We start from the raw sequence: 13,472 nt of genomic DNA on the forward strand, positions 1-13,472 counted from the left end.
AGGTTCATTCTAACCTCAAGCCAAAATCGCAATATAAGCAACCAGCAGCAGTTAAATAAAGCCAACTTCGGCTAACAACTCACGCGTTTCAACCAGAGGTAAACCTACAACGCCAGAATAACTGCCTTCAATTGCAGCCACAAAGCAACCGCCGAGCCCTTGTATGCCATAACTGCCCGCCTTATCCATGGGCTCTTTTGAAGCCACATAAGCCTCAATGTCAGCTGTCGATAAAGCGCAAAAACGCACTTGTGTTTCGACTAAGCGCACTGAGGTTTTTAAGGTTGAGTCAGACTCGCCTGCTTTGTAGGTCAGTGCCACAGCCGTCATCACAGTATGCGTTCTGCCAGACAGTTCACTGAGCGTTTGCTTAGCATCGGCCACATCCAGCGGTTTACCTAATATTTGATTTTCAAGCACTACGATAGTATCAGAACCTAATACAGCAGGCTGTGACATATCTGCGCATAATGCCAGTCCAGCTTGGGCTTTTTCAGCAGCTAAACGTCGTACATAATCCCTTGGCGCTTCGCCCTGTTGCACAGTTTCATCAATATCAGGTGCCACTTGCGTGAAACTAAACTCAGGACGACCGAATCCAATCTGTGCCAATAATTCTTTGCGACGTGGCGAAGTTGAAGCTAAAACTAAATCCACAGTTAACGAACCTTATAATGACGTCGAACCCGACGTAAAATCCAAAATATCCAAGGCCAGATCACTAATCCTGAAATCGCAGGTAAAAATAGATCCGTTTTGAAAACCGCCTCTTGCATCACAAATTCCACCCAGTAAATCACTAAGTGATAAATACAAATCAGTAGCATGATCACTAACGACTGCTGCCATTGAGGGAAGTTTCGCAGACGCTGGCAATGCAAGATAGCAATATAAATAACCAAAGACATGGCTAAAGAGCGCACACCTAAGGTGGCTCCCAATAAAATATCTAATACTAGGCCTAAAACCCATGCGGTTAAGATGTTGTATCTGTGGGGTAATGCGATAGACCAATAGAGAACAATCATTAATAGCCAGTCTGGACGCCAAGCATCAACAGCACTTGGTAAAGGCATGATCTGGCTGATCACGCCGATAAATAATGTCACCCAAACAATAAAGCGCCCATTGGCGGCCTGAAAACTCATTAATGCACCTCAGCCACAGGAGGAGTGGTTTCCGTTGACGGTTTGGTCGCAGGCGCGGTCACAGGTTTAGAAGCCTTTGCTGGCGTGACACTTCCGCCAGCAGGAACAGCGCTATCTGCTTTTGGTACATTATCGCTCGATGAATGATCCGCAGCAGGCACGGTAGGCTGACTCGGTAAAGTCACACCAGAATCGGGGGATGGCCAAATCAACAATAAATAACGAATACGATCTAAAGCCGCTAAAGGCTGGGCGGTAACTCGAGCGTAACTTTGACCATCTTCAGTCAACACTTCCATTACCCGCGCGACCGGATAACCTTCCGGGAAACGATTCCCTAAACCTGAGGTGACCAGCAAATCGCCGACACGAATGTCGGTACTCTTGGCCACATGGCGCAGCTCTATTTCATCTAACTCACCCGTACCATTGGCAACAAGGCGCACATCATTACGGGTGATACGCACAGGTAATCCGTGTGATACATCGGAGAGCAATAACACCCTACTGGTCATTTCACTGACTTGTACCACTTGGCCAACAACCCCTTGGGCGTCGACCACAGGCTGCCCAACAAATACACCACTGCGTGAACCATGGTTTAACACCGCATAGTGATGGAAAGGATCGCTAGCCACCTCCAATACTTCAGCCACCATTTTGCGCGAATCAAGGTAGGCTGGTGAGCCCAACAGTGCGCGTAAACGTTCATTTTCTTGGCGTAAGTGTTCGAAACGCTGTAAGCGTTCACTCATCAGCAATTGCTGCCTGAGCAGCTCTTTATTCTGCAACGCTAACATATTGCGGGTGGCAAAACTTTCAGACGACCAGTCAAGCGCAACACCGGGCACGCTCGCTAAATACTGCAATGGACTAAAAAAAGAGGATAACGATTGCCGTACAGGATCGAGGCGATGATTAGCCACGAGCAAAGCCACCGACAAAATAATTGCCAGTGTCAGACGGAATTGGTTTGAAATACCACGAACAAAAATTGGCTTCATAGGAAAGCTAAGGCGGTGATTAACCGCCCCATACCGAAGTTAAATTAGGTTTCTTCGGAGAACAGATCGCCGCCGTGCATATCAATCATTTCGAGGGCTTTACCACCGCCACGTGCTACGCAGGTCAATGGATCGTCCGCCACCATTACAGGAATTCCGGTTTCTTGCATTAATAAACGGTCTAAATCACGCAATAAAGCGCCGCCGCCAGTTAACACCATACCGCGCTCAGAAATATCTGAAGCTAATTCTGGTGGAGATTGTTCTAACGCCACCATAACAGCACTTACGATGCCAGATAATGGCTCTTGTAAGGCTTCTAAAATTTCATTGCTGTTCAGTGTAAAGCTACGAGGTACACCTTCTGCCAAATTACGGCCGCGGACTTCGATCTCGAGCACTTCATCGCCAGGATAAGCAGTGCCGATAGTGTGCTTGATACGCTCAGCCGTAGCTTCACCAATCAAACTCCCGTAATTACGGCGGACATAGTTGATGATCGCATCATCAAACTTATCACCGCCGATACGGACTGAAGACGAATACACTACACCATTAAGTGAAATAATCGCGACTTCAGTGGTACCACCACCGATATCCACCACCATAGAGCCGGTCGCTTCAGATACCGGTAAACCCGCACCAATCGCAGCTGCCATTGGCTCTTCAATTAAATACACTTCGCGAGCACCAGCGCCCATGGCTGATTCACGAATAGCACGGCGTTCTACTTGAGTAGCACCAACGGGCACACACACAAGCACGCGTGGACTTGGACGAAAAAAACTATTGTTGTGCACTTGTTTAATAAAGTGCTGCAACATTTTCTCCGTCACATAAAAATCTGCAATAACACCGTCCTTCATTGGACGGATAGCTTGGATATTGCCAGGCGTTCTGCCTAGCATTTGTTTAGCTTCTGTGCCGACCGCGGCAACAGATTTCTGACCGGAGCCACTACGCTCACCACGTATAGCAACAACAGAAGGCTCATTGAGGACTATGCCTTCGCCACGAACATAAATTAATGTGTTAGCTGTACCCAAATCGATCGATAGATCATTAGAAAAAATGCCGCGTAGCTTCTTAAACATGTAACTAGCCTGTATTCTGTGGAGTCAGAAGAAAAGAAAAATCAGCTAACTTTATCAATGCCACCCTGATTCCACAAGACCGAGGAGGTTAACAATCGCTAATGAAGTGATTTTTTTTCAAATCGCCACGTAAAAAACAGTATTTAAGCGGAAAATACTGTTTATTGACGAAAATATCAGCAACAAAAAACGAGTAAACACACAATTCAGCAACAAATATCAAACTAAGGCATTGCATTTAGAATCTGTTACAAGCGTTTTCGTCGACTTCTAATAAGTAAAATGGCAGCCCATTTCAAGGGAAAGCCTGAGTTCAATTTAATGAGAGAAATAACTCAGATTAGTTTACCTCACGCCAATAGATTATTTTGTCATGCCCTCGATAACGACCAAAATACGCACTTGCCCGCGGTTCAGTGACCGCTGTTGGCGATACGCCATTCCAATTCCAGTACCATTCTAGCCATGTCGGCACATCCAAGGGCGCCGTCACTTGGCCGCGGTATGGCAACCCACTTGTTGTAACGGCTTGCCAGAGCAACTCAAATTTGCCAGCTTGGAATGTTGCAGTCCCGCCAGAACGCACAACACTTTGTCCCGCCACTAAGTCGGGATCAAAATTGTAACCAAGAGCGGAATTATCAACCTGCGAACCCAAAGCATACACTGCCGTTGTGCAGCTATCGGCAGTATTTAAGGCCCAGCTGCTGCCATTCCAATATTCGGCTCGAGTCGGCATACGCAGTATTTCTGTCTCAGGACCATAGGTGTTATCCATCACTACACGGCCATGACGAAGGGTTTGAGTGCTGATTTTCTTAGCATTACAGTTAGTGCAAGTACCTGTTGATGCCGCATCCATGTCTGGTGAGGCCACATAGCTGTAAAGCCCATTCGGCCGAGGATCGTTATCCATCAATTGCACGCCAATATCGAGCAGCTCGAAGGGACCATCCTGATACAGATTCGTCGCCACATTTGGGGTCACCCGACTAAAGTTAGCTTGGTAAGAAGCATCAACCGTCGCCACACCTTGATTCCAACTATCAGCCTTTATAGGTAAGGCACTTAAGCGACTCTGTAAATCAACACCATTATTGTTGTTTTCTCCCACCAGTTTTGCCGTGGCAAGGGAAAATGGCGGGAAATAGTTTTTCGTTATATCCCCCGCGATATTTAAAGCACTGAGCTCCATCGACATAGGGAACAGCTGATCCATATAGCTAAAGCCGCCACAGGCAGGTATGACCGATACGTTACTGACTAAAAATCTATCGGGCACAAAACGGCCAATATTAGCTGAATATCCAATTGGAATATTTAAGCTGCTTGCCGTCCCTAAATAATTTGGGCTAGCCTGCGCTGCAATTTGGAATACTCCAACTTCGCTGATGGTCTGATTGCTGATGGTATTGAGATTATTGGCCTGCGCCGAGTGGCTGTAGGATGCCACGCCTAACGCCCCATCAAGTCCGCCGTTGGCAATGCTTGGCGCAACGACTTTACTGGCAAGCTTCATCTGCGCATCACTAAAGTTAGGCGTGGATAAGTTGCCCGAACAAAAGTCCGGATCGCCATCTTTTTCCCATGCCATCGCTTGCACCGTCATGCCGAAACTTTGTCCGGCTTTACGGTAAGCATTGCAGCTCATATTCGTACTTGGGCAACTGGCACTGGCGTCCACCGGCTTAACACACAATCCCGCTGGTACGCTGACAAATTGGTCTGAACCTGCCATGGCTAAGCCCTGTTCATCACCAGTACCTGCATATTTTGCATCTAATTGTAACTTACCCGCATCGGGATAATTCACTGAAATACTTGCCTGTCCGTTAGTATCAAACACCAGATTAACCGCCGTAGGCGAGGCGCTCGAACTGCCAATTGCTGTATTGTTGATAGTGACGGCTTTAGGTGAGATAGGCGCGCTTGGCGTTTGGTAACTGCTCCAGAAATTCAGCGTTTTGGTCTGGCTTTGGAAACTTGGGACACACTGCTTCGTCACATCGGATTTTTTCACCGCTTTGACTAACACTTGCTCGGGGCGATTCGCACGCTTATCGGGTACATCGAATACAAACCCACTGTCGGCAAAGGTGAGTGAACAATTGTTTTCACTCAAGCCACCATTACCAATACGGCAAAGGGTTTTGCTTAATGGTTTGGTGGTGGGATTAGAGCCCTTCACGCCTAAAGTCACTACACCGGGAGTATTTCGCCTCAGTTGCAGTTGCGCCGTGCCACCGCTAAAACTCACTTGATTACCGCCAACCCATACGCCATCTGCCGCAGAATCAGGTAATAAGGTTGCGCTAAGAGGTGCAGTAAAGAGTTGACTACAGCTCGCATTTGCACAGGCTCTAATCGTTACCGTCTCAGCATTACAGGTCAGACCTTGACCCGTATGATCAAACTCAAAATGATCGATCTGAGCACCAATAGGATTTGATTTTAAAGCACAAATTTGCACGTTATCGATTTCGTGGTTGTTATTTGAGCCCCCCGTTGAGCCCGTTAAAGACAATAAAAAATCACTTGGAATGGCCGCCTGACCATTTTGTGCTGCGGCGTTAAATGCGGGAACTAAAGTCACAAAACCCGAACCTGTATTACGCTCAATTTTCACAATAGATTGATTCGCGGCTTGCGAATCAATTGTGATTTTATACCTGTGCGCAGGCGACACATTATTGCCGTCTACCGCAGGCGATAAGCAACTACCGTTCGTATTAGTAGTGCCATTACTACAAGCGCCGCGTAAATAATTATACCCTGACGTGCCGACACCCGAACCGCGAACCGCAACGGACTGGCGTCGCTGGCCGACATTAGAACTACCGCCTTCACCGGAGAAGTTGCCGAACTCATCAATACCAAACCCAAGCCAACCACCCGCGAACCCATTAATACCAGGTTTATAACCGTAACCCAATGGACCGCCAAAAGCGCCAGGCTGCGGCGTTATAGAAGCATCCGATAACACTACCGCAATGCCGTCGGCACCATTGCCACCATAGGCATAGTGATCAAACTGGATCTCCACTAAGTTAGCTTTTCCAGGAAAGAGTCTTTGATAGGTAGATGCCGTAGATTGGTCAGATTTAGCTTCGGTTAAGCGTAATCGACCGCCTTGGATAGAAGGGGTAAATCCTCCACTACTTTTAGAAACAACCCAGTCATTACTCAAAGTGCTTTGGGAGAAATTATCGTTAAAGCATTGTAAAACAGGTGCAGGATTACAATTTGGAACAACATCAATCTTTGCTGCATTATCGTCAAATTTAATACTACTATTGCCACCTAAACTAATATTTCTAGCAGTAATAGCTCCTTCCAAAGAGGAACTCCCCTCTAGCACCGCATTCCCTTCAGCAACAACATAGGATTTAAGATATGCCCCTCCATTGAGAGTGAAATTTGAGTAGCTATAAATGAGAAATTTTTCTGGTTGCCCAACTGTGTTTAAGTTGTAATGCCTATAGTTATTTTTAATAAAAAATGACACGGTACCAGTTGATGGGAATACCAGAGTTACACCGTCATTAATAGATAAATTCTCAATCCAATATTGTCCAGCAGCCAGCTCAATACGGCCCGAAGTAGCAGTAAGCGACTTCATCTTATACACGCCATTATTGCTAACGAACCGAATTGTTTTATCTGAACCTCCATCAAGAACAATATTATTATACTCACCTTCAGTTACATTAATTCGCGTATTATCCCACGTGGGGGGCCCAACATTGTCAGGGCTTGAAGAAGTGCACTGAGAAAAATCAACACGATTAGAAGGTAAAGTTGCAATATAGTCTCCAGAACGACACCAACGATAAGAGTTGTTAGATGTTACACACAAATTGTCAAAGCTGTTTCCTCCTTGAAAATAGTTATAAGTTGGCAAGTCACTATACCAACGACCTGCATTATTAGGGGCATTGTATAAATAAGAACTGTTGAAGGTAATTGAACCGTTTCTATCGTAATTGTTTACACCTTCTATAAAGGTTTTAGTCCAATCTGCTTTTGCCAAATGGGATGTAAATGCCGTGATTAGGAGTAAAAGGATTAATGGGAATTTGGCCATTATTTTGTTAAATACCATTTTTGATAACTTAGTTCCCACGGGCTTCTACCTCAACTTGTCGGCTAACACGGGTCTCGCCGCTTTCACATACCGCTTTACTGTTGATTCGATATTGGGTGGTGGTACCTACCGCATAGGCTTTGCACGTCAAGGTCACAGTGCAGGCATGGAAACCTGTTACATTAGGAGGATTCCAAGTGCTCGTTGCAGGGCAAATGCCAACTGAACCATTTAATGGGAATAATGTTGCCAATGCGGCATCGGCGCCACTGTTCGCAGCGGCGAAGGCTCGCGTGCCCCACACTTCTTGGGTTAATCCAGTATCCCCGTCTTCCACTATATTGATCAGAGCTGACGCCAGTAGAAACATCACAGTGATCACAAATACGCCAATAATCAATGCACTGCCGTGTTGACGCGCAGGCAGAGCGTGAGAGGACGATCTTGATAGTGATGATCTGGATGCTGAGTTACGCCCTACCGAGCGACAATGTGAATTAAGGGACATTGATCACCTGCACTTGATGTCGATATTGGAACGTCTCACCATTTACATTAAACCGCAGTTGTAAATGCACCATAGCATTATTCACTAGGCTAGATGGCGTTAAAATCAGCGGTAAATCAGCACCATTATTTAAAACATTTGCCACACTTTGCGCCATTAGCACGCCCGTGCCCATAGTGGCAGGCATAGCGGCAGGATTTGGCTGAACGGCATTAAAGTTATAACCAGCATAACGCAATAATTGTAATTCATTGCCGCTTGGCCCCTTTTCAAAGCAATAGCTCACTGGACTCGAACCAAAATAGATCCTTTGCCGTGGTGATGCTTCGGCAAAACGTGTTGGCGCAGTAAAAGTCAGCGTCACTTGATGCTCCAAAGGGGAAGGCGCAGTAGCAATCGTTTTAACCTGCGCTCGCTTTTGTCTCGCGCTGCTATACACATCGGCATCAATCAAGGGATAGATCCAAGCGAATTGATTCACACGAATCGCACTCACCGTATTATCTAGAATAACTATCCCAGTGCTCGCGGCAGCAGCAGGCACAATTGGCATGGTTAGATAAGTCGTGCTGGCTTCGATAGGCACAAATTCAATACATTGATAGGTTAGCGAATCGGTATTAACTCGCAGGCTATTAGGCAAGGCACTACGCAACTCACGGGTCACTCGCTCAACAGCAAAACGGCTCTGACTTAGCACTTGATCGACTGAACTCGACTCAACAAAAATCCGCGTACCAAAAATAATAAAACTACTTACCCCGACCACGAGAATCCCCAGAATCAAGATAACAGTGACCATCTCGACCAAGGTAAAACCTAGTGTGGATTTTTTATTAACCGTAGATAAAGGTGAGGCCATCAGTAATTACTCCTCACCATATTGTAAGTAATCACTTCGTTGTCGGGCGTAGTCACATTAATCGTCACTAGCTTAGTATTGGACACTGCGCCATAGGCAACTGTGACGCTTAAGCGATAGTTAGGATAAGCATTTGCATAGGTTTGGGTCGAATTGAGCATAGTCGCGGTTTCATTTAAGCCGTTGTAATCATCCACATCGTTAAAGTTGTTTCGACTCTCACCGAACTCAGGGCCTAATGACGTTGAACAATTACTCCCTAGCGGACTACCACAGGCTGGCGTGCCACCATTGGCATTGGTGTTTTGATCGTAACGTTTACCCCAGATTTCATTCATCACCGAATGTGCAAGCTCAGCACTGCGTACTCTATGTAAGGTACTGGCCGCACGATCAGCTTGGGGGAATAACATGCTGGTTAGCATCACTATTGCAATGCCAATCACCAGCATGCCAATCACTAATTCGATAAGGGTAAAACCCTTCTGTGGTTTGGCTTTTTTGGATGCTTTTACTGATACTTTGCCCAATAGCAACCGAGGATTAATTCGCATAAATATAGCCCTCGGAGGATATATTAATCATCACAGTGTCATTTGCGGTCACGCGAATACAATCACCATTACAGCTTGGAAAAAGTCGGCCATTGATATCGAAATCAAGGGTAAAGTTGCTGCTGTTAGTGCTCACTAGCACTAATTGAGCACCACCTTGAAAAGCTTGGGTATAAAGCGGGTTTGGCGATAATGCGGTACCAGAACAAACCGCCCCATTTCGGGCAGAGAATTGACTCACTTGATAGCCAGTGCCAGAAACAGTTACACGAAAACATCTGTCGGTATTATTGAGCGCTTTTTGCTGTACTTGACGCAGCTCGCTAATGAACTCGTTACGTAAACTATAGGCACTGTAGGAAGACTGAGTAAACAGGCGTGGCAGTACAACCACAGCAAGAATTGAAATCAAGATGATGGTCGTTACTAATTCTACTAAAGTAAATCCGGCCTGTTTTGACATAGAGAATTTAAGCATCACTCGCGTTAATTGCTGATTTCATGTACTAGGTTCAGTTTCTGCCAACTATATGATTAACGCAAATAAATGTCGGAAAACCCTTGGCTGGCTCATTTATTTAAAATCATGTAAGAACCGTATTTTATCTAAAAAAAAGGCCTGCTAGGCAGGCCTTTAAGTATTAATAGACTTAACAGCCTGTTACTACAGGAGTCACTGTAATTGGACCGTATGAAGTCAGATTATTAATGTATTGCACGTAACATGTACCAGGAGCAGTTGCAGCTAAAGGACTAATTTGTCCTCGTGGATAGAAATAAATGCTCTTACTTGCACTATCTTCCAGATAGATCCACTCACTTGATGTTCCGCTAGCAGCAGCATTAATATCCAAAGCATTTTCCAAGGAACCAGTCCATACAGGTGTGGCATGACCATAATTAATCAAAACTGTTTTGCCTGTAGCAACAGTAACTAAAGTAGTTGCTGAAGCGGCAACAGTATTATTACCTGCAATTAAAGACTTTGAGTTGATAAGCGTATCCGCACCTTTAATCGCAGCTTCTAGACCTTTAACGGTTGAAGCTCGAGCATCTGATTGTAGATTGATAAATTTAGGCGCCGCAGTCACAGCCAAAATCCCTAAGATAATAATAACAACTACTAATTCAATTAATGTAAAACCATTTTGCTTTTTCATTCTGCGAAACTCCATTAACACGCGGTAGCTACAACTAAATACACAGGTAATGTAGTGCTAGTTGCAGGTGTATATTCTAAACGGCAGGCATCAGTGTCTTTCTTTCCCTTAGGAACAATAATAAAAGATGTTGCACTCTTGTACACAACACCAAAGTCATTCGCTGTACCTACAGTGTCAGTCGCCAATGCATCAAATTTCATATCCAAGGCTTTTTCAAGGTTAGTTTGAACAACTGCAGAACTAGTCTTGCTATTCAAGTAACCAAAATCAGCTGTTACTACAATATCTGCAGCACCATTTTTACCAATAACAACACTTTCATCAGCAGCTTTACCCAAGCCTTGGATGGCTGCCTTTGAATAAATAAGAGTATTTGCACCTTGCAACGCAGCCTTAACGCCTTCGACTGTCGACTTACGGGCATCTCCTTGCAAATTTATAAACTTAGGTGCCGCTGTGACAGCAAGAATACCTAAAATAATAATAACTACGACCAATTCAATTAAGGTAAAACCTTGTTGTCTTTTCATTCTTAATTACCTATTCAATAACTTTACAAAAAAGTTGATTAACTTAAGCATGACGCTTTAGTTTCTATGGTACAAATGGCGTTTGGGTGAAACTTAATACTCTGCCTGTGCCTGGGTTATACACTATTCCCTTAGCACCTACCGTTGTTAAATCAGGGGCAGGAGTGGGTACACCATTCGTTTGATTTAGCACCAGTGAAGCCACTTGGTGATAAACACATAAATCTAAACCTGCGACGACTGCGCCAGCAATTGAGTTAGCACTGCCGCCTGCGGCGTTAATAACACGAGCGGTATAACGTTGATTACGTGCATCTTGGTTAAATAATACGTTACGTGGAGCACTCTGCAACACAGTGTTAAACACTTCTTGGCAACTGGCATTTGTCATAGCTGTCGCACTGGTTACTGAAGTTCCCGTTGGATAGCCAAAACGTGTATCGACATTTACTGTGTTACCGTCGAGGATAACGCTGCTATTTTGACGCCCATCAACTTCCCACTGAGAACGCACAAAGCTAACTGCAGTCGATAAACCACCCGCAACACCGTCAACACTGGCATCTTCAGCATCATCGGTGACATTTAAGAATCGTGGGATCGCCGTTGCGGCGAGCAAACCCAAAATCACAATCACAATCACAAGTTCGATTAATGAGAACCCTGTTTGCTTAGTTTTCATATATATGTCCCCAGACCTCAGAAATTTTATTCTAACAGTTAAATCAATTTTAAAAAGCCATTGAGTTAACAATATTTTACGGAACAGTCAAAAAAATGACCCTGCCAGAGTTCAGTTGATAGCCTAAACTATCGCCATTTTTAGACCGATAGTGGCAGCTATTATCCTTAGCCAAATAATCCGCCTCTAGACCTAAATTATCAGTTTCAGCGCCCATTAACTCTTGCCACAAATCTTGGCAGCCTTGATCATTTAAGTGCTTAGGTTGTGGCCATCCTAAATCATTGATATCGACAACACTCGACTCAGTTTCTGGGGAGGGATTATCAAATACCTCCCAGTTCAACTGCAATTGCGCCGGCTTACCCAAAGACAACCACTGGGAACGCACCATCACCAGCACATTTAAAAAACGGGTGTGTTCCACTTCCAATCCACGAACCGCTATTTGCGGTAGCGTAAAAAAGTACTTAGCTCCGATCACCGCCATGATAACCAATACAATTCCAATGGCGATCATACGTCCATAGATACGTAATAGATCGCTTTCAGCCTTTTGCTGAGTCTGCATTTAACCTCAGTCCTACGTATAAGATAGGAAATAAATATTATCCATATCGCTTACTTACCGCCTTTGACCACATTGAGCATATCCCACATTGGCAGATATATCCCCAAGGCCAACACTAAGACAATCACGGCCACAAAACCGATCAAAATTGGCTCCAATTTCGCGGTGAGGTTCTTTAAATCATAGTCTACTTCACCCTCATAGAAATCTGCCGCATCATTGAGTAATTGATCGATTTGCCCCGTTTCTTCCCCCACAGCCACCATTTGCAGCACTAGTGGCGTAAATAACTTGCTCTGATTCGATACCCTCAGCATAGAGTCGCCAGACTCTATGCCACGGCGCATACCGACTATCTTGTCGTGCATATAGGCATTATCTACCGCGTCGGCCACTAAACTTAAGGCCTGCGTCATCGGTACGCCCGCACTGAGCATCATAGAGAAACTGCGACAATAACGGGCTAACGTCGAACGCTCAATAATCGACCCTACGGCGGGAATGTGTAACTTCCACTTATCCCACTGCTTCTCGCCTTTTTCCGTATGGTGCCAGTAACGAATGCCAATAATAGTGCCAATCAGCGCCACCAACATCAGCGCCCAATAATTCACGAATAGATTTGATGTACCAATCAACACTTTTGTCGCCCACGGCAAGTCGGCGCCAAAGCGAGAAAACATCTCGGCAAACTTAGGGATCACCATGATATTGAGGATCACCATAGCGAGCGCAATCGCAATCAATACAAACATGGGATAACGCATGGCCGATTTAATTCGTCGCCGCGTCTCTTGCTCACGCTCGATATAACCTGAAAGTTGAATGAAGGCATCTTCTAACTTACCCGTGTTCTCCCCTACGTGCACCATAGAAACAAACAAAGAATCAAACACATCGGGATGTTGATTCATGGATGATGACAAGGGGCGCCCTGCGGTGAGCTGCTCAGAAATATCATTAAGCGCATCTTTCATTCGCTGGGAATGCGCCGTTTCAGATAAGCCTGCTATTGCCCGCAAAATAGGAATGCCAGAACGGGTCAAGGAGTACATTTGTCGGGTAAAAATCTGTAATTCTTCTAACGCGACTTTGCCACCAAATAACTTAGTCAGTGAGAACGACTTAGCCACTTTGGCGACTTTGACTTCAAGGGGGATAATGCCACGCGCCAATAGCATGTCAGCAGCGGCACTTTCCGACGCGGCATCCAATTGTCCCGTAACGGATTGACCTTGACCACTGCGTCCACGGTATTGATAAATTGGCATA

Annotated in this window: 14 protein-coding genes; all 14 read right to left on the reverse strand. The window is 45.2% G+C overall.

The features are described from left to right. Positions 1-51: 51 nt before the first annotated feature. The 14 genes from KO533_RS08775 to KO533_RS08840 all read right to left on the reverse strand — a co-directional run bounded on the left by KO533_RS08775 (position 52) and on the right by KO533_RS08840 (position 13,471). Positions 52-657, reverse strand: coding sequence for a Maf family protein (locus KO533_RS08775; RefSeq protein ID WP_198573065.1), 606 nt, complete (start codon positions 655-657; stop codon positions 52-54). A 2-nt stretch (positions 658-659) separates the two neighbouring features. Further along, positions 660-1,148: a rod shape-determining protein MreD gene (mreD, locus tag KO533_RS08780; RefSeq protein ID WP_105251286.1), complete on the reverse strand. Its 489-nt coding sequence runs from the start codon at positions 1,146-1,148 to the stop codon at positions 660-662. Then, entirely contained in the window at positions 1,148-2,152 is a 1,005-nt protein-coding gene (gene mreC, locus KO533_RS08785) for a rod shape-determining protein MreC (protein WP_219253736.1), read from the reverse strand. The genes mreD and mreC overlap by 1 nt, the downstream gene beginning before the upstream one ends. A gap of 44 nt (positions 2,153-2,196) precedes the next feature. Next, complete coding sequence (locus KO533_RS08790; RefSeq protein ID WP_105251284.1) at positions 2,197-3,246, reverse strand: rod shape-determining protein; 1,050 nt, start codon at positions 3,244-3,246, stop codon at positions 2,197-2,199. A gap of 340 nt (positions 3,247-3,586) precedes the next feature. Next, the gene (locus KO533_RS08795) at positions 3,587-7,330 is read right to left on the reverse strand and encodes a DUF6701 domain-containing protein (RefSeq protein ID WP_219253737.1); all 3,744 of its coding nucleotides are present in this window, start codon (positions 7,328-7,330) and stop codon (positions 3,587-3,589) included. A gap of 28 nt (positions 7,331-7,358) precedes the next feature. Next, a complete protein-coding gene (locus tag KO533_RS08800; RefSeq protein ID WP_173247166.1) occupies positions 7,359-7,838 on the reverse strand; it encodes an MSHA biogenesis protein MshP in 480 nt (159 codons plus the stop codon). Beyond that, positions 7,828-8,700: a type II secretion system protein gene (locus tag KO533_RS08805; RefSeq protein WP_173247169.1), complete on the reverse strand. Its 873-nt coding sequence runs from the start codon at positions 8,698-8,700 to the stop codon at positions 7,828-7,830. The genes KO533_RS08800 and KO533_RS08805 overlap by 11 nt, the downstream gene beginning before the upstream one ends. Beyond that, the gene (locus KO533_RS08810; RefSeq protein WP_173247172.1) at positions 8,700-9,254 is read right to left on the reverse strand and encodes a type II secretion system protein; all 555 of its coding nucleotides are present in this window, start codon (positions 9,252-9,254) and stop codon (positions 8,700-8,702) included. The genes KO533_RS08805 and KO533_RS08810 overlap by 1 nt, the downstream gene beginning before the upstream one ends. Then, positions 9,244-9,732 (reverse strand): type II secretion system protein, encoded by a 489-nt coding sequence (locus KO533_RS08815; RefSeq protein WP_173248708.1) that lies wholly within the window; start codon positions 9,730-9,732, stop codon positions 9,244-9,246. The genes KO533_RS08810 and KO533_RS08815 overlap by 11 nt, the downstream gene beginning before the upstream one ends. Before the next feature lie 172 nt (positions 9,733-9,904). Further along, the gene (locus KO533_RS08820; RefSeq protein WP_198573059.1) at positions 9,905-10,414 is read right to left on the reverse strand and encodes a prepilin-type N-terminal cleavage/methylation domain-containing protein; all 510 of its coding nucleotides are present in this window, start codon (positions 10,412-10,414) and stop codon (positions 9,905-9,907) included. Between the two features lie 14 nt (positions 10,415-10,428). Further along, a complete protein-coding gene (locus KO533_RS08825; RefSeq protein WP_198573058.1) occupies positions 10,429-10,947 on the reverse strand; it encodes a prepilin-type N-terminal cleavage/methylation domain-containing protein in 519 nt (172 codons plus the stop codon). Between the two features lie 64 nt (positions 10,948-11,011). Continuing rightward, positions 11,012-11,629: a type II secretion system protein gene (locus KO533_RS08830; protein ID WP_219253738.1), complete on the reverse strand. Its 618-nt coding sequence runs from the start codon at positions 11,627-11,629 to the stop codon at positions 11,012-11,014. A gap of 76 nt (positions 11,630-11,705) precedes the next feature. Then, positions 11,706-12,200 (reverse strand): MSHA biogenesis protein MshF, encoded by a 495-nt coding sequence (locus KO533_RS08835; RefSeq protein WP_219253739.1) that lies wholly within the window; start codon positions 12,198-12,200, stop codon positions 11,706-11,708. 50 nt (positions 12,201-12,250) lie between these two features. Beyond that, positions 12,251-13,471, reverse strand: a complete 1,221-nt coding sequence (locus KO533_RS08840; RefSeq protein ID WP_126491075.1) for a type II secretion system F family protein — start codon at positions 13,469-13,471, stop codon at positions 12,251-12,253. Position 13,472 lies beyond the last annotated feature (1 nt).

It is taken from the genome of Shewanella sp. NKUCC05_KAH, assembly GCF_019345585.1.
GTDB classification, from domain to species: Bacteria; Pseudomonadota; Gammaproteobacteria; order Enterobacterales; family Shewanellaceae; genus Shewanella; species Shewanella oncorhynchi.